General features: G+C 49.9%; 23 protein-coding genes. 13 read left to right on the top strand and 10 right to left on the bottom strand.

The genetic code is table 11. From position 1 onward, the window contains the following. Window positions 1–15 precede the first annotated feature (15 nt). Window positions 16–291 carry a DNA-directed RNA polymerase subunit omega gene (gene rpoZ, locus NA624_RS09760; protein WP_000135058.1) on the bottom strand — a complete coding sequence of 92 codons (276 nt, stop codon included), beginning with the start codon at window positions 289–291 and terminating at the stop codon, window positions 16–18. A 54-nt stretch (window positions 292–345) separates the two neighbouring features. Next, window positions 346–969, bottom strand: a complete 624-nt coding sequence (gmk, locus tag NA624_RS09755) for a guanylate kinase (protein WP_000046966.1) — start codon at window positions 967–969, stop codon at window positions 346–348. Between the two features lie 256 nt (window positions 970–1,225). Between gmk and ligB the strand changes: the two genes are divergently transcribed. Then, window positions 1,226–2,911, top strand: coding sequence for an NAD-dependent DNA ligase LigB (gene ligB / locus NA624_RS09750; RefSeq protein ID WP_001241838.1), 1,686 nt, complete (start codon window positions 1,226–1,228; stop codon window positions 2,909–2,911). Here the strand turns inward: ligB and NA624_RS09745 are convergent. Together NA624_RS09745 and NA624_RS09740 are read right to left on the bottom strand one after the other, a co-directional pair. Next, window positions 2,908–3,525 (bottom strand): trimeric intracellular cation channel family protein, encoded by a 618-nt coding sequence (locus tag NA624_RS09745; RefSeq protein ID WP_000924334.1) that lies wholly within the window; start codon window positions 3,523–3,525, stop codon window positions 2,908–2,910. The two genes, ligB and NA624_RS09745, sit on opposite strands and share 4 nt — an antisense overlap. Before the next feature lie 247 nt (window positions 3,526–3,772). Continuing rightward, the gene (locus tag NA624_RS09740; RefSeq protein WP_001082958.1) at window positions 3,773–4,657 is read right to left on the bottom strand and encodes an HARLDQ motif MBL-fold protein; all 885 of its coding nucleotides are present in this window, start codon (window positions 4,655–4,657) and stop codon (window positions 3,773–3,775) included. A gap of 73 nt (window positions 4,658–4,730) precedes the next feature. Here NA624_RS09740 and NA624_RS09735 point away from each other — a divergent pair, with 73 nt between their 5' ends. Then, a complete protein-coding gene (locus tag NA624_RS09735; RefSeq protein WP_001050869.1) occupies window positions 4,731–5,633 on the top strand; it encodes a LysR family transcriptional regulator in 903 nt (300 codons plus the stop codon). Window positions 5,634–5,680: 47 nt separating this feature from the next. On the opposite strand, the gene NA624_RS09730 is transcribed toward NA624_RS09735, so the two are convergent. Next, complete coding sequence (locus NA624_RS09730) at window positions 5,681–6,544, bottom strand: YicC/YloC family endoribonuclease (protein ID WP_000621347.1); 864 nt, start codon at window positions 6,542–6,544, stop codon at window positions 5,681–5,683. Window positions 6,545–6,669: 125 nt separating this feature from the next. On the opposite strand from NA624_RS09730, the gene rph reads away from it, so the two are divergent. After that, window positions 6,670–7,386, top strand: coding sequence for a ribonuclease PH (gene rph / locus NA624_RS09725; RefSeq protein ID WP_001247078.1), 717 nt, complete (start codon window positions 6,670–6,672; stop codon window positions 7,384–7,386). A gap of 78 nt (window positions 7,387–7,464) precedes the next feature. Beyond that, the gene (gene pyrE, locus NA624_RS09720; RefSeq protein WP_000806167.1) at window positions 7,465–8,106 is read left to right on the top strand and encodes an orotate phosphoribosyltransferase; all 642 of its coding nucleotides are present in this window, start codon (window positions 7,465–7,467) and stop codon (window positions 8,104–8,106) included. A gap of 77 nt (window positions 8,107–8,183) precedes the next feature. On the opposite strand, the gene slmA is transcribed toward pyrE, so the two are convergent. The 3 genes from slmA to coaBC all read right to left on the bottom strand — a co-directional run bounded on the left by slmA (window position 8,184) and on the right by coaBC (window position 10,544). Then, a complete protein-coding gene (slmA, locus tag NA624_RS09715) occupies window positions 8,184–8,780 on the bottom strand; it encodes a nucleoid occlusion factor SlmA (protein WP_000818607.1) in 597 nt (198 codons plus the stop codon). A gap of 107 nt (window positions 8,781–8,887) precedes the next feature. Beyond that, a complete protein-coding gene (gene dut / locus NA624_RS09710; protein WP_000976078.1) occupies window positions 8,888–9,346 on the bottom strand; it encodes a dUTP diphosphatase in 459 nt (152 codons plus the stop codon). After that, a complete protein-coding gene (gene coaBC, locus NA624_RS09705) occupies window positions 9,324–10,544 on the bottom strand; it encodes a bifunctional phosphopantothenoylcysteine decarboxylase/phosphopantothenate--cysteine ligase CoaBC (protein ID WP_000050176.1) in 1,221 nt (406 codons plus the stop codon). The genes dut and coaBC overlap by 23 nt, the downstream gene beginning before the upstream one ends. Before the next feature lie 175 nt (window positions 10,545–10,719). Here coaBC and radC point away from each other — a divergent pair, with 175 nt between their 5' ends. From radC to mutM, 4 genes are all read left to right on the top strand, one after another. Further along, entirely contained in the window at window positions 10,720–11,385 is a 666-nt protein-coding gene (gene radC, locus NA624_RS09700; RefSeq protein ID WP_000380156.1) for a RadC family protein, read from the top strand. Window positions 11,386–11,602: 217 nt separating this feature from the next. Continuing rightward, window positions 11,603–11,839: a 50S ribosomal protein L28 gene (gene rpmB, locus NA624_RS09695; protein ID WP_001519051.1), complete on the top strand. Its 237-nt coding sequence runs from the start codon at window positions 11,603–11,605 to the stop codon at window positions 11,837–11,839. 20 nt (window positions 11,840–11,859) lie between these two features. Next, entirely contained in the window at window positions 11,860–12,027 is a 168-nt protein-coding gene (gene rpmG, locus NA624_RS09690) for a 50S ribosomal protein L33 (RefSeq protein ID WP_001051798.1), read from the top strand. Window positions 12,028–12,124: 97 nt separating this feature from the next. Further along, entirely contained in the window at window positions 12,125–12,934 is an 810-nt protein-coding gene (gene mutM / locus NA624_RS09685; protein ID WP_001114518.1) for a bifunctional DNA-formamidopyrimidine glycosylase/DNA-(apurinic or apyrimidinic site) lyase, read from the top strand. Window positions 12,935–12,961: 27 nt separating this feature from the next. Here mutM and coaD read toward each other — a convergent pair whose 3' ends face one another. Together coaD and waaA are read right to left on the bottom strand one after the other, a co-directional pair. Beyond that, entirely contained in the window at window positions 12,962–13,441 is a 480-nt protein-coding gene (gene coaD, locus NA624_RS09680) for a pantetheine-phosphate adenylyltransferase (protein ID WP_001171884.1), read from the bottom strand. 8 nt (window positions 13,442–13,449) lie between these two features. Continuing rightward, window positions 13,450–14,727, bottom strand: a complete 1,278-nt coding sequence (waaA, locus tag NA624_RS09675; protein WP_000891580.1) for a lipid IV(A) 3-deoxy-D-manno-octulosonic acid transferase — start codon at window positions 14,725–14,727, stop codon at window positions 13,450–13,452. A 408-nt stretch (window positions 14,728–15,135) separates the two neighbouring features. Between waaA and rfaQ the strand changes: the two genes are divergently transcribed. The 5 genes from rfaQ to waaB are packed head-to-tail and all read left to right on the top strand — an operon-like array spanning window position 15,136 to window position 20,246. Continuing rightward, window positions 15,136–16,206 carry a lipopolysaccharide core heptosyltransferase RfaQ gene (gene rfaQ, locus NA624_RS09670; RefSeq protein WP_001526672.1) on the top strand — a complete coding sequence of 357 codons (1,071 nt, stop codon included), beginning with the start codon at window positions 15,136–15,138 and terminating at the stop codon, window positions 16,204–16,206. Then, window positions 16,203–17,327 (top strand): glycosyltransferase family 4 protein, encoded by a 1,125-nt coding sequence (locus NA624_RS09665; protein ID WP_001261579.1) that lies wholly within the window; start codon window positions 16,203–16,205, stop codon window positions 17,325–17,327. Before rfaQ ends, NA624_RS09665 begins: the two co-directional genes overlap by 4 nt. Further along, window positions 17,320–18,117, top strand: a complete 798-nt coding sequence (gene rfaP, locus NA624_RS09660; protein WP_000229825.1) for a lipopolysaccharide core heptose(I) kinase RfaP — start codon at window positions 17,320–17,322, stop codon at window positions 18,115–18,117. The genes NA624_RS09665 and rfaP overlap by 8 nt, the downstream gene beginning before the upstream one ends. A 55-nt stretch (window positions 18,118–18,172) precedes the next feature. Beyond that, complete coding sequence (locus NA624_RS09655; protein WP_001280096.1) at window positions 18,173–19,153, top strand: glycosyltransferase family 8 protein; 981 nt, start codon at window positions 18,173–18,175, stop codon at window positions 19,151–19,153. A gap of 13 nt (window positions 19,154–19,166) precedes the next feature. Next, on the top strand, window positions 19,167–20,246 hold the full coding sequence (gene waaB, locus NA624_RS09650) for a lipopolysaccharide 1,6-galactosyltransferase (protein ID WP_000683988.1): 1,080 nt from the start codon (window positions 19,167–19,169) through the stop codon (window positions 20,244–20,246). Window positions 20,247–20,248 lie beyond the last annotated feature (2 nt).

Here is a 20,248-nt window from a genome sequence, read left to right as displayed (position 1 = left end):
CGACCCGCTTTGTGATTAACGACGACCTTCAGCAATAGCGGTAACGGCTTGTAATTCAGCGGCTTCCTGCTCTTGCTGTTCCTGGCGCTCGCGGACGTCGAGGATCTGGTTGTTAATCAGACCTTCTTCGATTTCGCGCAGCGCGATAACGGTAGTTTTATCGTTTTCTTCCGGTACCAGCGGATCCTTTCCGCCTACCTGCATCTGACGAGCGCGACGCGCGGCGACCAGTACCAGGTCAAAACGGTTACCAATTTTCTCTACAGCGTCCTGAACAGTTACGCGTGCCATACTTAAAATGCTCCACAGGTGAAGAAATGACTGGGCATGATACTGAAAGTGGGTTCAGTCTGCCAACAATTTGCTGATTAAAGCGTCATGACGCTGCTTTTGGCGGCTCATACGCAGACGTTCAGCGCGAATGATGGTTTTCAAGTCGCTTAACGCGGTATCAAAGTCGTCATTCACAATAAGATAATCATATTCGGCGTAATGGCTCATTTCTGCAACCGCTTGCGCCATTCGTTTGGCAATGACTTCTTCGCTATCTTGCCCGCGGCCGCGTAAACGGCGATCCAATTCGATCTTTGATGGCGGCAAAATAAAAATGCTGCGTGCTTGCGGCATCTTTTCGCGAATTTGCTGGGCGCCCTGCCAGTCGATATCCAGAAAAACATCAACGCCGGTTGCCAGCACTTGCTCAATGGTTTCGCGCGAAGTGCCGTAGTAATTGCCAAACACTTCCGCGTGCTCCAGAAACGCCTCCCTGCCAATCATGGTTTTAAACTCATCATGATTTACAAAGAAATAGTGCTCACCGTGCACTTCACCCGGACGCGGCGCGCGCGTGGTATGTGAAACGGAAACCTGAGTGTCATACAACGGTTGGGTTTTTAATAAAGCCTGAATCAGGCTGGATTTACCCGCGCCACTGGGGGCAGAAACAATATAAAGCGTACCTTGAGCCATGAGTATCTTACGTCTGTGATTATCGAAATAGAGCCTTGATACGGGCTTATTATACACATCGCCGTTATGCGACGTAGTCTTTGTCACACTTTTTGCGCCAGATTATTGCATTTTGCGTCCCTTTTTCCGCTTTTATCGCGTCGTTGCAGCAACCCACCAAAAAATCTGGAAAGCGGCTCGGATGATGCATTTTTACCTGTCGGTTTTTATTCACTAAAGCGCTATACCTGCCGGGCAATGTGCGCAGGAGGTCGTGATGAGATTATGGAAAAGTATGGCGTGGGGAATTTTATTGTGGCATTCGCAGAGTGGGGCGCTTTGCCCGGCCTGGCCGCCAGCAAGGGCCGCTGAAGAAATCGCCCGTTTACAGCAACAGCTCGCTGACTGGAATGACATCTACTGGAAACAAGGCGTTAGCGCGGTTGACGATAGTGTGTACGACCAACTCAGCGCAAGGCTGGTTCAGTGGCAACGCTGTGTTGGTCAGGATGTTTCATCTACTCCGGTTTCACCGCCGTTAAACGGTACAACAAGGCATCCTGTTGCGCATACGGGCGTACGTAAACTCGCGGACCGGCAGGCGGTAGAACAGTGGATGCGCGGGCGCAGCGAGCTTTGGGTACAGCCAAAAGTGGATGGCGTAGCGGTAACGCTGGTTTATCAAAACGGTAAACTGACCAGGGCTATCAGCCGGGGTAACGGACTACAAGGCGAGGACTGGACGCCAAAAATTCGCCTGATCCCCTCTATACCGCAGACAACACAAGGCGCGCTTGCTAACGCGGTGTTGCAGGGCGAAATCTTTCTACAGCGCGAGGGGCATATCCAGCAACGGATGGGCGGGATGAATGCGCGCTCGAAAGTCGCAGGAATGTTAATGCGCCAGGATAACGCCTCCGCGCTAAATTCGTTGGGTATTTTTATTTGGGCGTGGCCGGACGGTCCGGCAAATATGCCCGAAAGATTAAGCCAACTTGCTAAGGCTGGATTCAGTCTGACGAAGAAATATACCCTGGCGGTAAAAGATGCCAGCGAGGTCGAGCGGGCGCGCCAGTCATGGCTGACGTCAGCGTTGCCCTTTGTGACGGATGGCGTAGTGATACGCATGGCTAAAGAGCCCGCGGCACAATACTGGCGACCCGGGCAGGGCGACTGGCTGGCAGCATGGAAATATCCGCCAGTAGCGCAGGTCGCGCAAGTGAGCGCTATTCAGTTCTCGGTGGGGAAAAGCGGCAAAATTACCGTAGTAGCGTCGCTTGTCCCCGTTATATTGGATGATAAGCGGGTTCAGCGGGTCAATATCGGCTCTGTGAAACGTTGGGAAGCGTGGGATATCGCGCCGGGCGATCAGATCCTGGTGAGTCTGGCCGGGCAAGGCATTCCCCGGCTTGATGAGGTCGTCTGGCGGAGTCGTGAGCGGAGTAAGCCTGTACCGCCTGATAGCCATTTCAACTCGCTGACCTGCTTTTACGCGTCGGCAACGTGTCAGGAACAGTTTATCTCCAGGCTGGTATGGCTGGGATCACGATCGGCGTTGGGTCTGGACGGAATGGGCGAAGCCAGCTGGCGGGCCTTGCATCAGACGCATCGCTTTGAGCATATCTTCTCCTGGCTTGCCCTGACGTCAGCGCAAATAGCCAACACGCCAGGCTTTGCTAAAGGAAAAAGCGAGCAGATATGGCGGCAATTTAACCTGGCTCGCCGGCAGCCGTTTACCCGCTGGATCATGGCGATGGATATCCCCTTAACGCAGGCCGCATTACAGGCCAGCGGCGATCGCTCATGGGAGCAGTTATTAATGCGAACAGAGCAACACTGGCGGCAGTTGCCATCGACGGGCGAGCGCCGTGCCGGGAGAGTTATCGACTGGCGGGATAATCCGCAGATCAAAGCGCTGAGCAGATGGCTGGCTGCTCAGCATATTCCCGGATTTGGGTCTTAGTGCCCTTCATGGCGGTAATAAAATACCGGCAGGCCAAGTTTAAGACGTAGCGCTAATAACCTTGCTGTAAAGCCAAATAGTAACGTAGAGATAACGACGACATCCGGATTCATGACGTAATGTTGTAGCGCAATATAGAGCACCGCCGAGGCGAACGAAATGCCGGCATATAGCTCTTTTTGAAACACCAGTGGAATGCGTTTGCAGAACATATCGCGGAGCACGCCGCCAAAGACGCCGGTAGTGACGGCGGCTACCACGGCGATAATTGGCCCTTCGCCCATATCAAGGGCTATCTGAGCGCCAATAATAGAGAAAACCACCAACCCCAGCGCGTCAAGTACCAGGAAAAGCTTGCGTAAATAGGGCATGACGGGGGCAACAATGGTGGTCAATACAGCGGCAGTCGCCACAATAATGACATATTCGGGATGCTTCACCCAACCCAGCGGATAGTGACCGAGCAGAATGTCGCGAACCGAGCCTCCACCAATGGCGGTGGCGGTAGCAATAATAATTACACCGAATGTATCCATGCGACGACGACCCGCAGCGAGTGCGCCCGTCATGGCCTCGGCAGTAATGCCAATTAAATAAAGAACGTGCAACAGCATGATTTCCCCCTAATTTACTGGGGGCGAAGATTAACGATTTGTGCGCTGTATCACGATTGAGATTTTCTAAGGCATTACACGATTAATAAATTTTAGTAATGATTTTAAATTTATGGTTAATAATTATTTATTATATATATCAATAAATTGTACATCATTTTTGTGGTTTATTGTATGCAAGGTTTTTCTGTTTTGACTTAGATAAATTACCTGAACGGCGCCCTGGACGCGCCGCCGGTGAGTCATTTCATTGTGGCTGCTGTCCGGTAAGTTGTGTGATGAAGCGCTGGCGCGAGCGTTCCACATACTGTTGCAAGCCATTGGAATCAAAGAATGCCTGTGTATCGCCGTTGCGAAGTTGCTGTCGTTTCTCCAGTAGCCCGAAGCGGTCACCTTTGTTGGCAATAAAGATATCAACATGCTGGGCGGCCAGTGTTTTAAAGCTGCTCTGAATATCAGTAACCAGGTCAGGGTAATTTTTGTTGTTAATCAGCAGATAGTCAGGTGTGGCGAGACTATCTGCGTAAATTAGCGTCTTGCCGTTGCGGAGCGTTACGCGCCAGGAAGTTGAGCCGGGCAGATGTCCAGGCGTGAATAGTGCTGTCACGGTTATCCCTCCGAGGCTGATGCTTTCCTGGTTGTGGATAATTTTATCAGTGGTGACGGGCGGGAAGGGGAGCGCATCGCCAAGCGCAAAATCCTCTCGTCCACCCCTCGCCATCTGATCGGCGTTGGGTTGGCTGGCGACCAATTGTGCGCCGCTCCACGCTTTCAAACGTGCCATGCCCCCCGCTTGATCCAGCCGCGCATGGCTGTTCAATAGATAGCGTATGTCTGTGAGGCGGAATCCTGCCGCTTCAATATTCGCTTTAATTTGCGGTGCGCTTTCATCCAACCCCGCATCAATAAGAATATGCCCTGCCGGAGTGGTCAGCAGAATAGAAGAGAGATTTTCCGTGCCGACATACCACACGCCTTCTGTGATTTGAAACGGCTTTATAGGCTTAGCCCACGCTTTAAACAGTGATAACGGAGGCGCGGGTGATAACGGTTGTGAAGGATCTAATGCCGCCATGGCAGGAAGTGCTGATGTTGAAAATATACATACAAAGAATAATGCATAGCGATTCATAATGTTCTCCTGATTGAAGCGCCCGCAGTATACCTGGCAGTAATTTAGCCAGGTTCAATAAGAGAGACGTTTAATGAACTTGCTGCAAATGGATATGAACCTGTTAAAAGTACTGTATGTGCTGCTGGAGACGAGCTCTACGGGGAAAACGGCGCAAAAGCTGGCTTTGTCGCCTTCTGCGGTAAGTCATGCGTTAATGAGATTGCGCGATGCGCTAAACGACCCGTTGTTTCGACGGGAAGGGAACCGCCAGATTCCTACGCCTTATGCGCAGGCGCTGCGTGACAAATTGGCGCCTGTGTTTGTTTCGCTTAATGAGGAGCTGTTTGGCGATAAAGAGAACGGCTCCCGTTGTTTCCGGGTGGTACTTCCTCCCGCATTGAACGCGCTGCTTACGCCCGTTCTCGCAGAGAAAGGTCATCTTCATCAGGCGGTGATCGAGTGCCTTCCTTTTGCCCGCCGACCCTGGCGTGATGAACTGTTGGATAGCTCGGTTGATTTGGTGCTGGCAATTGGCGACCATCAAAAGCAGGTCAGCGCTCTGCATTACGAGCGGGTGGGGACTACGCGTTTGATCGCGGTTTATGGCGCGCCATTGCGTTCACGTCTGGAGAATGCCGCAGAGTTGAATTTTGCTGATCTACAGCATTATCAGCACATTTACTGTTTGCCGTGGACAAAAGAGAACAATGAACTGGACAGGCAGCAGGCTCGTGCCGGGTTTGAACGTCCGCTGGCGTTTGTTTGTCATGATTACAGTCAACTTGCGCCTGCTGTCCAGTCGGCGCCGCTAATGGCGATTGTACCGCGCCCCTGGTATGAAAATTTATCCGATAAGCGCGGTCTTTTTGTCTTGCCGCTTGCCGGGGAGCAGGCGGAAGGCGCTATTTTTATGCAGTATCGGGCTTCGACGGTAGAGTGGAAGCGGCGCCTTATCGACGCTATTCGCCGGAAATTAAAAACGTACTACCGATAAACGAGAGCCCGCATAAGGCGGGCTCTGTGACATATTGAGCGCCAGAATTATTCAATATTCTGGATTTGCTCGCGCATTTGCTCGATCAACACTTTTAATTCAATAGCGGAGTTAGTTACATCAGCGTTGATGGATTTGGAGGCCAGGGTGTTCGACTCACGGTTAAATTCTTGCATCATGAAGTCCAGACGGCGACCTACCGCCTCTTTTTTCTTCAGAATGTTGTAAGTCTCTTTGACGTGCGCTTCCAGACGATCCAGCTCTTCCGCCACATCAATGCGCTGCGCCATCATCACTAGCTCTTGCTCCAGACGGTTGTTTTCCAACTGAACCTGAGCATCTTCCAGCTTCGCGACCAGGCGTTCACGCTGCCATTGCAGGATTTCCGGCATATGCGCGCGGACTTTCGCTACTTCGGCGCTGACGCCTTCCAGACGTTGTTCAATCAGCGCTTTCAGCGCCTGGCCTTCCGTTTCGCGCGCGATGATAAAGTCATCCAGCGTACCGTCCAGCGCGGCTAAAATTTCTGCGGCAATCGCGTCCAGATCCTGCTCTTGCGCCGCCATGACACCTGGCCAGCGCAAAATATCAACCGGATTGATTTCCCCTTCGTCGCTCTGCATTTTGACCCAGTTTGCGGCGCTAACTAATTGTTTCGCTAGCTTTTCATTCAGAATAAGCTCGCCTTGCGCGCTGGCATCGGGTTCAAAACGCAGCATACATTCGACTTTGCCACGCGTCAGGCGTGTACGAATGCGTTCGCGCACGACGGGTTCAAGACTACGGAACTGTTCCGGCAGACGAAAGTAAGTTTCCAGATAACGCTGGTTTACCGAGCGCATTTCCCAGGTCGCGCTACCCCATTCACCCTTGATTTCACGCCGGGCGTAGGCGGTCATACTGCGGATCATAGATGTTCCCGTTTTTAAAGGAGAGATGAGGGGATTATAGCTATCCAGGCCTTGTCAGGATAGGAATAACCATCGGAAGTCCGTATAATGCGCAGCCACATTCGTTTTAAGCCGGAGATCTCAATATGCGTCCAGCAGGCCGTAGCGCTAATCAGGTGCGTCCCGTAACCCTGACCCGTAACTATACAAAACACGCTGAAGGCTCGGTACTGGTCGAATTTGGAGATACCAAAGTGTTGTGCACCGCCTCCATTGAAGAAGGCGTCCCACGTTTTCTGAAAGGACAAGGACAGGGGTGGATCACCGCAGAGTATGGCATGTTGCCTCGCGCTACCCATACCCGTAACGCGCGTGAAGCAGCAAAGGGTAAGCAGGGCGGTCGTACTATGGAAATTCAGCGTTTGATCGCGCGTGCGCTGCGTGCGGCGGTCGATCTGAAAACGCTCGGCGAATTTACCATTACGCTGGACTGCGATGTAATCCAGGCCGATGGCGGTACGCGTACAGCGTCTATTACCGGTGCCTGCGTGGCGTTGGCGGATGCGCTGAATAAATTGGTTGCCAACGGTAAGCTGAAAACCAACCCGATGAAAGGCATGGTGGCGGCGGTTTCCGTAGGCATCGTTAACGGCGAAGCGATCTGCGATCTGGAATATGTTGAAGATTCCGCCGCAGAAACCGACATGAACGTCGTGATGACTGAAGACGGCCGCATTATTGAAGTACAGGGTACCGCGGAAGGCGAGCCGTTCAGCCATGAAGAACTTCTCACTCTGTTGGCGCTGGCCCGAGGGGGAATTGAATCCATTGTGGCGACGCAGAAGGCGGCGTTAGAAAATTGATTTTAAGGCGACTGAAAAGTCGCCTTTTTTTTGTCCGTAAATTTCGTAAATGATGAAAGTAAGAAAAGGAGCGAATCCATGAAACCGTATCAGCGCCAGTTTATTGAGTTTGCGCTTAACAAGCAGGTACTAAAGTTTGGCGAGTTTACGCTGAAATCCGGGCGCAAAAGCCCCTATTTCTTCAACGCCGGGCTGTTTAATACCGGGCGCGACCTGGCGTTGTTAGGCCGTTTTTATGCCGAAGCGCTGGTGGATTCCGGTATTGAATTTGATCTGCTGTTTGGCCCCGCATACAAAGGTATTCCGATCGCGACGACGACGGCGGTTGCGCTGGCGGAACATCACGATAAAGACCTGCCGTACTGCTTTAACCGCAAAGAGGCAAAAGATCATGGCGAAGGCGGGAGTCTGGTGGGCAGCGCGCTACAGGGCCGCGTGATGCTGGTGGATGACGTGATTACCGCAGGTACGGCGATTCGCGAGTCGATGGAGATTATTCAGGCGCACGGGGCTACGCTGGCTGGCGTACTGATTTCGCTGGATCGTCAGGAACGTGGCCGCGGCGAGATTTCCGCGATTCAGGAAGTGGAGCGCGACTATGGTTGTAAGGTTATCTCCATCATTACGCTGAAAGACCTGATTGCCTATCTGGAAGAAAAACCTGATATGGCTGAGCATCTGGCGGCTGTGCGAGCATACCGGGAAGAATTTGGCGTGTAAGCGAATTGCCCGGTGGCGCTTTACCGGGCCTATGTTTCTGTCGCCTGGATAAGGCGTGAGCCACTATCCAGTCAGCGTTACTGTAGCTGAGCGGCAATGAGCGGCCAGCGGGCGTCGAAATCGTCCGTTGGGCGGTATTTAAATTCGCTACGCACGAACCGTGAAAGCATACCTTCACAGAAGGCTAACAGCTGGCTTGCCAGCAGATTTTCATCCGTCGTGTAGCCTTCGCCTTCACGCATTCTTTTTTCTCGTAGCACCTGGCGGAGCTGCGCTTCGATGCGTTCAAAAAGCTGATTAATGCGCCCCTGCAGGCGATCCTGTTCAAACATCAGCGCGTGCCCGGTAAGAATGCGCGTCAGGCCAGGGTTGCGTTCGCCAAAACCCAGAATCAGCAACACAATCAGGCGCAAACGCGTGCTGGTGTTTTTTTCATCTTTTAAAATCAGATTGATACGGGTAATCAGACTATCTTCGATAAACTCAATCAGGCTATCGAACATGCGGGTCTTGCTGGGAAAATGGCGGTATAGCGCCGCTTCGGAAACGCCGACCGAGGCCGCCAGTTTTGCCGTCGTGATGCGTTGGCTTCCATCGCTGGATTCAAGCATCAGCGCCAGTGACTGAAGTATTTCTTCGCGACGATTCCTTTTCGCAGTTTGTTTTTCTGCCATGTTACAAAATACCCCTGAAAATAAGCACTTGCCAGGCGAGCACCCACGCTATAACCGCAAACTCAGCGCTTGCGGCAGTATTATGACGTTATGGGGATGCGTAAAATTTACTTACGGCCAGAATGACCGAAGCCGCCCTCGCCACGTTCGGTGGCGTCAAATGCTTCCACCAGATTAAATTCGGCCTGAACGACCGGAACAAACACCATTTGCGCGATACGTTCGCCCGGTTCAATGGTAAAACTGTCCTGACCACGGTTCCAGATCGAAACCATCAGTTGCCCCTGATAATCGGAATCAATCAGCCCGACCAGGTTGCCCAGCACGATACCATGTTTATGGCCCAGGCCCGAACGCGGCAACATGACTGCCGCCAGTGATGGATCGGCGATATGAATGGCCAATCCGGTAGGCACCAACGTCGTTGCGCCAGGCGCCAGTTCTACGGCGTCGTCGAGACAGGCGCGCAGGTCAAGCCCGGCAGAACCAGAAGTAGCATAAGTCGGCAGCGGAAACTGCTGACCAACACGCGGGTCCAGAATCTTAACGTCGATTTTTTTCATCATAACGGGTCACGATCTCGTCGAGTAATAATTGGCCCAGGAGTTCTTTTCGCTCAAGCGGTAAGACTTTATCTCCATCCTGCCAGAAAAGGTGTAAAGCGTTTTTATCGCTATTAAATCCCTGATTTGAAAGAGAAACATCATTTGCACAAATCAGGTCAAGGTTCTTACGGATACGTTTTTGCCGGGCGTATTCTTCCACATTATTCGTTTCCGCGGCAAACCCAACAACGTAGGGTCGATTGTCACTGAGTGCGGCCACCCCGGCGACAATGTCCGGGTTTTTGACCATTTTTATTAGTAATTCATCACCTTGCGCCGCCTGTTTTTTGATTTTTTCACTGGCGATAGTCTCTGCGCGATAGTCAGCCACGGCGGCGCAGCTAATGAAAATGTGCTGCTGTTGAACGGCGGCCTGAACAGCGGCTTCCATGTCCAGCGCGGTTATGACATCAACCCGTTTTACAAAAGGCGGCGTTGGTAACGAAACGGGACCGGAGACCAGCGTGACATTTGCGCCGCGACGCGCGGCGGCCGCCGCAATAGCGAAGCCCATTTTACCGGAGCTGTGGTTGGAAATATAACGCACCGGGTCGAGCGGTTCGCGCGTCGGGCCTGCCGTAATCATGATATTAAGATGTCGCAGATCGTTGACGGCAGCGAAATGCGCGGCGGCCTTATCAACGATAACTAATGGGTCCAGCATTCGGCCTGGGCCTACATCGCCGCACGCCTGACTGCCGCTATCCGGCCCCCAAATGAACAGGCCGCGAGAGGCGAGCACCTCCAGATTATGTTGCGTGGCAGCAGCGCGGTACATCTGTTGGTTCATGGCCGGAAGAACGGCCACCGGGGCTGGCGTCGCCAGGCAGATGGTGGAGACTAAATCATTAGCCATACCCGATGCTACACGGGCGATCAGGTCGGCGGTCGCGGGGGCAAGAATCACCAGGTCGGCCCATTTCCCCAACTCGATATGCCCCATCGCGGCTTCAGCGGCAGGGTCAAGCAGACTGTCGGATACGGGATAGCCCGACACTGCCTGTAAGCTCAGGGGGGTAATAAAGGCTTTTGCCGCCTCGGTCATTGCCACGCGCACGTCAGCGCCGCGCTCACGTAAACGGCGCACCAGCTCCGGCGTTTTATACGCAGCGATACCGCCGCTAACGCCGAGAACAATTTTTTTACCGGCCAGGCTCATCATGTCTTTCCTGTTGGGTGACTTTGAAAGGCGGCTATTTTATCACAATCTCTACGGCGTCGTGTCGTTGCCTGCGCTCCACTTTGCGAGGCGCTACGCAAGAACAAAATCGGGGCGTCGATCTCTCCCAAAGGCTATGCCACTATGCCGCTTCCTTAAAAAAGGAGGTGCGCGTATGGATACGTTGGAGGAATTATTACCGCGTGAAAAAATGCTCAGATCCGGCATTGCTTCCCTCAGCGACGTGGAACTGCTGGCGCTTTTTTTACGTACCGGCACGCCGGGAAAAGATGTTATGACGTTGGCAAAAGAGATATTGCAGCACTTTGGGTCGCTGTATGGCCTGTTGTCGGCGGACTTTGCGCAGTTTCGCGGCGTAAACGGCATCGGCCTGGCGAAATTCGCGCAGTTGAAAGGCATTGCTGAGCTGGCAAGGCGCTATTACAGCGTGCGCATGAATGAGGAAAGTGCGTTGCTGAGTCCGGAAATGACGCGGGAATTTCTGCAAAGCCAACTGACGGGTGAAGAGCGTGAGATCTTTCTGGTGATCTTCCTCGATGCCCAGCACCGGGTGCTTCAGCACAGCCGCCTGTTTTCCGGCACGCTTAACCACGTAGAGGTGCATCCGCGTGAGATTGTTCGGGAAGCGATTAAACTCAATGCTTCAGCGGTCATTCTGGCGCATAACCACCCTTCAGGCTGCGCAGAGCCAAGTAAAGCAGATAAACTTATCACTGAGCGCGTGATAAAGTGTTGCCAGTTTATGGATATCCGGGTGCTCGATCACCTGATAATTGGGCGCGGAGAGTACGTTTCTTTTGCCGAACGCGGCTGGATTTAAGATTCTTTGCGCGATCCATCGGGATCTTTGTCTGTTCGGGACTTGAGCATATCGCCGGGTCAGCGTATACTACGCCACCTTTGAGAATCTCGGGTTTGGCATTTGGGCCTGGCAATCGAGAGTTCAATAGAACTGCGCGATGACCAGGCTGTAAAGCCTGACGAGGCGCCGATACCCCATACGAAGCTCGAGCTAATTTGATTTTTGGAGAATAGACATGTCCCGAGTCTGCCAAGTTACTGGCAAGCGTCCGGTGACCGGTAACAACCGTTCCCACGCACTGAACGCGACTAAACGCCGTTTCCTGCCTAACCTGCACTCTCACCGTTTCTGGGTTGAGAGCGAGAAGCGTTTTGTCACCCTGCGTGTATCTGCTAAAGGTATGCGTATCATCGATAAAAAAGGCATCGAAACAGTTCTGTCTGAACTGCGTGCCCGTGGCGAAAAGTACTAAGTACTAAGAGGAAATAAGTCATGGCTAAAGGTATTCGTGAGAAAATCAAGCTGGTTTCTTCTGCTGGTACTGGTCACTTCTATACCACTACGAAGAACAAACGTACTAAACCGGAAAAACTGGAACTAAAAAAATTCGATCCAGTTGTCCGTCAGCACGTGATCTACAAAGAAGCGAAAATCAAATAATTCTCGCTTTGATGTAACAAAAACCTCGCTTCGGCGGGGTTTTTTGTTTTCTGGCCGTCCCCATATTAATGAGACCTGCCATACAGCCGGAGACGTTATGCCTGAATTACCCGAAGTTGAAACCAGCCGCCGGGGTATTGAACCCCATTTAGTTGGCGCTACTATCCTGCACGCCCATATCCGTAACGGCCGTCTGCGCTGGCCGGTTTCAGACGAAATTTATCGTCTGAGCGATACACCTGTCCTTAGCGTTCAGCGTCGTGCTAAATATTTACTGCTGGAGCTGCCTGACGGCTGGATAATTATTCACCTGGGGATGTCGGGAAGCTTGCGGATACTGTCGGAAGCGCTGCCGGCGGAAAAGCACGACCATGTCGATTTGGTGATGAGCAATGGCAAAATTCTACGTTATACCGATCCTCGCCGCTTTGGCACCTGGTTATGGACCAAAGAGCTGGAAGGGCATAACGTACTGGCGCATCTGGGACCGGAGCCGCTAAGCGATGAGTTTAATGGCGAATATTTGCAGCAGAAATGCGCGAAGAAGAAGATGGCGATTAAACCCTGGCTGATGGATAACAAGCTGGTGGTCGGCGTGGGGAATATCTACGCCAGCGAGTCGCTGTTTGCCGCTGGTATTCACCCTGACCGCCTGGCGTCGTCACTCTCGACAGAGGAGTGCGACCTGCTGGCACGGGTGATTAAAGCCGTTTTGCTGCGCTCTATTGAACAAGGCGGGACAACGCTGAAGGATTTTCTGCAAAGCGATGGGAAACCGGGCTATTTTGCGCAGGAGTTGCAGGTGTACGGGCGCAAAGGCGAGCCGTGTCGGGTATGCGGTACGCCGATAGTCGCAACGAAACACGCACAGCGTGCGACGTTCTATTGCCGTCACTGTCAGAAGTAAAACGCCAGGCCCGGCAAGGAAGGAAACTTATTTCAACTTATCCATTAGCGCCTGATGCACATTGTCCGGCAGAAAGTGGGTCACATCGCCCTGATGGCGTGCCACTTCTTTGACCAGCGACGATGAAATAAACGACCACTCTTTGGACGGCATCAGGAAAACGCTTTCCAGTTGCGGCATCAGATGGCGATTCATATGCGCCAACTGCATTTCATATTCAAAATCCGCCACCGCGCGCAGACCACGAATCAGGATATTCGCCTGTCTGTCGCGGGCGAAATTGGCCATCAGGTCGCTAAAGCCCACCACCTCTACGTTACCCAGGTGTGCGGTCGCTTTTTGCGCCAGCGCCACACGTTCGTCCAGGGTGAACATGGGTTTCTTACCGGGGCTGGCGGCGATGGCCAGAATGACATGGTCGAACATCTGCGTTGCGCGCGTCACAATATCGAGATGACCGTTAGTAATCGGATCAAACGTGCCTGGATAAATCGCCCGTTTTTGCATGACAGTCCTCAATGCGTTTTCGGTGGCAGATAAGGTTCCAGCAGTTGCAGCAGACGCTGGAGCGCGCCCTGATTTTGATACAGCACTTCAACTGCGTGACGTCCGTAGAAATTACGATAATCAGCATCGGTCAGTAAAGAGGAAACTTCTTTTGCCAGCGTAGCCGCATCGGTAATCGTGATAAGTCCGCTCGCCTGATCCAGACGGGCGCAAATATCTTTAAAGTTAAAGGTATGCGGACCCATCAGTACCGGAATCGCATGAGCGGCGGCCTCCAGCGGGTTGTGACCGCCGCGTTCAACCAACGAACCACCAACAAAGGCGAGATCGGCAATGCCATAGAGCAACATTAATTCGCCCATAGTATCGCCTACCACGACCTGGGTGCTGGCGGACGGCACTTCGCCCGAAGAGCGAGTGATGTAGCTTAACCCTGCCTGACGCACAAGATTGATAGCATCCGGGAAACGCTCCGGATGGCGGGGCACCAGAATCAGTAATAAATTCGGGAATTGATGTAATAACGCCTGGTGAGCGGCGATAACGATACTCTCTTCGCCATCGTGGGTGCTGGTGGCAATCCAGACCGGACGGTGCGGCGCCCACTGGCGGCGTAGCGTAACGGCTTTAGCCGCCAGCTGCGGCGTAACTGAAATATCAAATTTCAGACTGCCGGTGACCGTGACCTGATTGTTCTTCGCGCCCAATGCCACAAAGCGTTCGCCATCTTCTTCGTTTTGCGCGGCAATCAGGGTGATACGGCGCAGGAGCGTACGGACAAACTTGCCAAGCTTCGCATAACCCGCGGCGGAGCGGGCGGAAAGCCGCGCATTAGCGATAACCAGCGGAATATGACGTTTGTGCAGCGCAGCAATCAGATTTGGCCAGAGCTCAGTCTCCATGATCAATACCAGCTTAGGATCAATCTCATTGAGGAAACGATTGAGCGCATCGGGCAAATCATAAGGCAAGTAAACGTGCTGAACATCGTTGCCAAAGGCGGACTGGACGCGCTCCGAGCCGGTCGGCGTCATGGTCGTTACGGTAATAGGCAGATCGGGATAGCGATGACGTAGAGCGCGGACCAATGGGATGGCCGCCAGAGTTTCGCCCACCGAGACGGAATGCAGCATGATTCCGCCCGGTTTCAACGGACGGCGGTAGAATCCGTAGCGTTCACCCCAGCGCTTACGATAGGCCGGCGCTTTACGTCCACGCACCCAAAGCCGTATCCAGATCAGAGGCTGAATAAGGTAGAGAAGAGCGGTGTAAAGCAATTCGAGCATAGTAAATAGCTGACTTATGGATGTGCTGGGGATTCTATGTATTTAGCCTGGGCTTTACCATTACTTTTCCCATTTTTGCGCCAAATTGGCTCAGAAGCGAGGATTCCAGGCGCTGAACCTCATTATTTTTGCATTTTTACGCAATCCATTGAAATTTGCCGCCCTTGTCGCCCCAGACAATGGGAATGACCATTCACAAGAGAGGGATAAATTATTATCTCTTTGAATTTATAATTAAAAAAATGATTGTGTATAAAAATTATTCGTATCGGATTGCTGCGAAAGAAGTGTTACACTAGCGCATCTAAAATGAGTGCGGTATTAGCCATCGGGTTGCTGTGAAGCCTGGGGCGGTAGCGTGCTTTTTTCTGCTTATTTATCCGGACAATTTCAACCAAAGAGTCGCTTGTGGAAAAGCCATTTCGAAGAATTCTGATTATAAAAATGCGTTTTCATGGAGACATGTTACTTACCACCCCTGTCATCAGTACGCTGAAGCAGAATTATCCCGATGCAAAAATCGATGTGCTTCTTTACCAGAACACCATACCGATATTGTCGGAAAATCCGGAGATTAATGCACTCTACGGCATCAGTAACAAAGGCGCAGGAACAAAAGAGAAGATTAAAAACGCGCTATCGCTAATCAAAAAATTGCGTGCTAACTCGTATGATCTGGTCGTCAATCTCACCGATCAGTGGAGCGTGGCGCTTATTGTGCGTTTTTTAAACGCAAAAATAAAAATCTCGCAGGATTTCGGTAATCGTCAGTCTGCTTTATGGAAAAAAAGCTTTACGCATTTAGTACCTTATGCGGGAGAACATGCTGTTGAGCGCACATTATCCGCGCTAAAGCCGTTAGCGCTAAAACAGTATGTCACGGAAACCACCATGAGCTATCGCCCGGAACATTGGGAAAACATGCGACAACAGCTCAAACAACTTGGTGTGACCCGACAATATGTTGTTATTCAGCCTACGGCACGGCAGTTATTTAAGTGCTGGGATAATGATAAATTCTCTCAGGTTATTGATGCCGTGCAGCGCCGCGGTTATCAGGTTGTACTGACGTCAGGCCCGGCCGCAGACGAGATGGCCTGCGTGGATGCTATTGCACGCGGCTGTGAAACAAAACCGGTTACTGGTCTGGCGGGTAAAACTCGCTTTCCTGAATTGGGCGCGTTGATTGACCATGCGGATCTCTTTATCGGCGTTGATTCGGCCCCTGGTCATATTGCCGCAGCAGTCAAAACGCCGGTCATTTGCCTTTTCGGCGCGACGGATCATGTGTTCTGGCGTCCCTGGACCGACGACATCATTCAGTTTTGGGCAGGCAATTATCAGCCGATGCCTGAACGGCATGAGCTTGATCGTAATAAAAAATACCTTTCCGTGATTCCGGCTGAAGATGTTATCGCCGCGACGGAAAAAATGCTGCCGCATGAGGCACGCACCATAGATTTGGACAGCCTGCTATGAGAGTTGCCTTTTGCTTATATAAGTATTTTCCTTTTGGCGGTCTGCAGCGTGATTTTATGCGCATTGCCCAAACCGTGGCGGCGCGAGGTCATCAGGTTCGCGTTTATACTCAGTCATGGGAAGGGGAATGCCCGGATAACTTTGAATTAATCCGCGTGCCGGTTAAATCCCGGACGAACCACGGTCGTAACGCAGAATATTATGCCTGGGTGCAACACCATTTGCGCGACCACCCTGTCGATCGGGTGGTTGGATTCAATAAGATGCCGGGCCTTGATGTGTATTACGCCGCAGACGTGTGTTATGCCGAAAAAGTCGCACAGGAAAAAGGTTTTTTCTATCGCCTGACATCACGCTATCGGCATTATGCTGCTTTTGAACGCGCCACGTTTGAACACGGCAAGCCGACGCAACTATTAATGCTGACGAATAAGCAGATTGCTGACTTCCAAAAACATTATCAGACTGAAGCGGAGCGTTTCCATATTCTTCCTCCGGGGATTTACCCGGACAGAAAATATAGCCAACAGATCCCAAACAGTCGTCAAATTTATCGTCAGAAAAATGGTATCTCAGAACAGCAAAAATTACTGTTGCAAGTAGGGTCTGACTTTACTCGTAAAGGTGTGGATCGCTCTATTGAAGCGCTGGCATCGCTACCCGAATCTTTACGGCAAAATACGGTGCTCTATGTTGTTGGGCAGGATAAGCCGAAGAAGTTTGCAGCGCTGGCTGAAAGAAGCGGCGTCGGCACGAATGTGCATTTTTTCTCCGGACGTAATGATATCGCGGAGTTAATGGCGGCAGCCGACCTTTTACTGCATCCAGCCTATCAGGAAGCTGCTGGTATTGTTTTGCTGGAAGCCATTACTGCTGGTTTGCCGGTGCTGACAACCGCGGTGTGCGGTTATGCACATTATATTGTGGATGCAAACTGTGGCGAAGCGATGACTGAACCATTCCGCCAGGATGCGCTAAATGAGGTTTTACTCAAAGCGCTGACACAGCCTTCCTTACGCAGCGCCTGGGCTGAAAATGCGCGGTATTATGCTGATACCCAGGATTTATACAGCTTACCGGAGAAGGCCGCAGATATTATTACAGGTGATTTAGATGGTTGAGCTGAAAGCGCCGTTAACCACACTATGGCGCGGTAAAGATGCTTTTGAGGAAGTGAAAACGTTACAGGGCGAAGTGTTCAGAGAGCTGGAGACGCGTCGAACATTGCGGTTTGAGCTGGACGGCAAAAGCTACTTCCTGAAGTGGCATAAAGGCACTTCGCTGAAAGAAATTGTGAAGAACCTGATTTCGTTACGTATGCCTGTTCTGGGCGCTGACAGAGAATGGCACGCCATTCATCGTCTACATGAGCTGGGCGTTGATACGATGCACGGCGTTGGTTTTGGTGAAAAAGGCGTAAATCCGTTAACCAGAACATCATTTATTATCACCGAAGATTTAACGCCCACGATTAGCCTTGAAGACTACTGTGCTGACTGGGCTGTTAATCCACCGGACGCGCAGGTGAAGTGGATGATTATTAAGCGTGTTGCGACTATGGTACGTAAAATGCACGCCGGGGGAATTAACCATCGTGACTGTTATATTTGCCACTTTCTTCTGCATTTACCTTTCACAGGTCGTGAAGAGGATTTAAAAATCTCCGTAATCGACCTGCATCGCGCGCAGATACGCCAGCACGTTCCCCTTCGCTGGCGTGACAAGGATTTAATTGGGCTTTATTTTTCTTCAATGAATATTGGCCTGACTCAGCGAGATATATTCCGGTTTATGCGTGAGTATTTCTCTCTCCCCCTGCGAGAGATTTTGCAAAAAGAATCGGGGTTGATTCATCAGGCGGATGTTAAAGCCGCTCGAATTAAAGAAAGAACAATAAGAAAAAATCTGTAATTATAATAATTATGCACTCAGTGAGTAATTTATGAGTGAGACAAGGATAGACAGAATGTCTGACATTAAAAGTTATATTTCAAACCAAAAAAACATAATTCAACATGATGATTTTTTTGGAAGAAGACTGGACATTGCTCTTTGCTTTGATCATGGTTTTATAATGCCAGCAGGTGTGGCAATATATTCCATTATCGAAAATAATAAAGATATTGACTTGCATTTTCATTTATTGATATCGGGTGTGTCGGAGTATGATTTATTACCTTTTCTTGAATTGAAACAACCCAATGTATCAATTACAGCATATCATATTAACAATAATTTCGATATTAATCCGGAAACATTAATTCTGGGTATTCCATTATCTACATGTCTTCGTTTTTTAATTCCGGATGTTGTTAATAAAGGAATTTCAAAAATTTTATATTTGGATTGCGATATTATTTGTCATGGTTCATTATCTGAGTTAATTGATATTAATCTTGAAGGGGAAATCGCAGGAGTGATCTTAGACTCTCCGGATATGCAAAAAAGAGTAAAACAATTAGATTATGGGGTGGATTTTAATGGGTATTTCAATGCAGGCGTGATGTTAATTAATAACGATGAGTGGAGAAAAAATAACGTAACTCAAGAATCTTTGTCTATGATTAATAGTGGTAAGATTTTTAGATATGCCGATCAGGATGTTTTAAATATTTTACTCAATGGAAAGGTGAAGTATCTCCAAAGAAAATTTAACAATAAAACGACATTGTCGGTTAATTTTGATGCTGAAGCTAAAAATATAGATAATACTATTATTATGCATTATGTGACTCCAAATAAACCATGGTATAAGATATTTAAAGCAAGATATTTTGATCGATACTTTAATGTATCCCCATGGAAAAATAACAGGAGGTTTTTTGCACCATCCCCAAGTGAAATACGCCTTAAAGCAAAAAGAGAAATCTCAGGTAAAAATTACTCTATAGGAGTATATCACTATTTTTGCTATTTAATATCTAAAGTCTTTAGATTAAGGTTTTAACTCTGGGGTATATATGAAAATAGCATTTATAGGCGAAGCGGTATCTGGTTTTGGAGGGATGGAGACCGTTATTAGCAACGTTATCCATACGTTTGAAAATAGTTCTCCGAAAATCAACTGTGAAATGTTTTTCTTTTGTCGTAATGACAAAATGGATAAAGCATGGCTAAAAGAGATTAAATATGCGCAATCATTCTCAAATATAAAATTAAGTTTTCTTCGTCGAGCTAAGCATGTTTATAATTTTAGTCAGTGGCTGAAAGAAACGTCACCGGATATTGTGATATGTATTGATGTCATCTCATGTCTTTATGCCAATAAAGCACGAAAGAAAAGTGGTAAACAGTTTACTATTTTCTCGTGGCCGCATTTTTCGCTCGACCATAAAAAACATGCAGAATGTATAACGTACGCAGATTATCATCTGGCCATCAGTAGTGGTATTAAAGAACAGATGATGGCACGGGGTATCTCAGCGCAAAATATTAGCGTCGTTTATAATCCTGTCTCTATTAAAACAATCATTGTGCCGTCGCCTGAGCGCGATAAACCCGCTGTATTTCTCTATGTAGGGCGTCTTAAATTTGAAGGACAGAAAAGAGTTAAAGATTTATTTGATGGCTTAGCTCGTACGACAGGGGAATGGCAGCTACATATTATTGGTGATGGCTCAGATTTTGAAAAGTGCCAGGCCTATAGTCGGGAGCTTGGTATTGAGCAGCGTGTGATCTGGTATGGTTGGCAAAGCGAGCCGTGGCAAGTCGTACAGCAAAAAATAAAAAATGTCACCGCGTTACTACTTACCTCTGCATTTGAGGGATTTCCTATGACCCTGCTGGAAGCAATGTCATATGGAATTCCGTGTATTAGTTCTGATTGTATGTCTGGTCCGCGCGATATGATTAAACCCGGCTTGAATGGTGAGCTTTACACCCCGGGGGCTATAGATGATTTTGTAGGACACCTTAATCGCGTTATTTCTGGTGAAGTAAAATATCAGCATGATATTATTCCCGGCACGATTGAGAGATTTTACGATGTGCTATATTTTAAAAATTTTAATAATGCAATATTCTCGAAATTACAAAAGTGATC

The organism is Salmonella sp. NW38, from assembly GCF_051807745.1.
In the GTDB taxonomy this organism is placed as follows: Bacteria; Pseudomonadota; Gammaproteobacteria; order Enterobacterales; family Enterobacteriaceae; genus Salmonella; species Salmonella enterica.
Note: the sequence above shows the minus strand (reverse complement) of the source record. Positions and strands in the feature narration are given on the sequence as shown.

Bases quoted from the DNA above. Each gene is read 5' to 3' on its own strand.
- NA624_RS09740 (WP_001082958.1), bottom strand. From the start codon at position 4,657: ATGAATCGCTATGCATTATTCTTTGTATGTATATTTTCAACATCAGCA.
- rpmB (WP_001519051.1), top strand. From the start codon at position 11,603: ATGTCCCGAGTCTGCCAAGTTACTGGCAAGCGTCCGGTGACCGGTAAC.
- slmA (WP_000818607.1), bottom strand. From the start codon at position 8,780: ATGGCAGAAAAACAAACTGCGAAAAGGAATCGTCGCGAAGAAATACTT.
- NA624_RS09745 (WP_000924334.1), bottom strand. From the start codon at position 3,525: ATGCTGTTGCACGTTCTTTATTTAATTGGCATTACTGCCGAGGCCATG.
- NA624_RS09730 (WP_000621347.1), bottom strand. From the start codon at position 6,544: ATGATCCGCAGTATGACCGCCTACGCCCGGCGTGAAATCAAGGGTGAA.
- radC (WP_000380156.1), top strand. From the start codon at position 10,720: ATGGATACGTTGGAGGAATTATTACCGCGTGAAAAAATGCTCAGATCC.
- waaB (WP_000683988.1), top strand. From the start codon at position 19,167: ATGAAAATAGCATTTATAGGCGAAGCGGTATCTGGTTTTGGAGGGATG.
- coaBC (WP_000050176.1), bottom strand. From the start codon at position 10,544: ATGAGCCTGGCCGGTAAAAAAATTGTTCTCGGCGTTAGCGGCGGTATC.
- rfaP (WP_000229825.1), top strand. From the start codon at position 17,320: ATGGTTGAGCTGAAAGCGCCGTTAACCACACTATGGCGCGGTAAAGAT.
- pyrE (WP_000806167.1), top strand. From the start codon at position 7,465: ATGAAACCGTATCAGCGCCAGTTTATTGAGTTTGCGCTTAACAAGCAG.
- dut (WP_000976078.1), bottom strand. From the start codon at position 9,346: ATGATGAAAAAAATCGACGTTAAGATTCTGGACCCGCGTGTTGGTCAG.
- NA624_RS09665 (WP_001261579.1), top strand. From the start codon at position 16,203: ATGAGAGTTGCCTTTTGCTTATATAAGTATTTTCCTTTTGGCGGTCTG.
- gmk (WP_000046966.1), bottom strand. From the start codon at position 969: ATGGCTCAAGGTACGCTTTATATTGTTTCTGCCCCCAGTGGCGCGGGT.
- NA624_RS09655 (WP_001280096.1), top strand. From the start codon at position 18,173: ATGTCTGACATTAAAAGTTATATTTCAAACCAAAAAAACATAATTCAA.
- waaA (WP_000891580.1), bottom strand. From the start codon at position 14,727: ATGCTCGAATTGCTTTACACCGCTCTTCTCTACCTTATTCAGCCTCTG.
- rpmG (WP_001051798.1), top strand. From the start codon at position 11,860: ATGGCTAAAGGTATTCGTGAGAAAATCAAGCTGGTTTCTTCTGCTGGT.
- rph (WP_001247078.1), top strand. From the start codon at position 6,670: ATGCGTCCAGCAGGCCGTAGCGCTAATCAGGTGCGTCCCGTAACCCTG.
- NA624_RS09735 (WP_001050869.1), top strand. From the start codon at position 4,731: ATGAACTTGCTGCAAATGGATATGAACCTGTTAAAAGTACTGTATGTG.
- mutM (WP_001114518.1), top strand. From the start codon at position 12,125: ATGCCTGAATTACCCGAAGTTGAAACCAGCCGCCGGGGTATTGAACCC.
- coaD (WP_001171884.1), bottom strand. From the start codon at position 13,441: ATGCAAAAACGGGCGATTTATCCAGGCACGTTTGATCCGATTACTAAC.
- rpoZ (WP_000135058.1), bottom strand. From the start codon at position 291: ATGGCACGCGTAACTGTTCAGGACGCTGTAGAGAAAATTGGTAACCGT.
- ligB (WP_001241838.1), top strand. From the start codon at position 1,226: ATGAGATTATGGAAAAGTATGGCGTGGGGAATTTTATTGTGGCATTCG.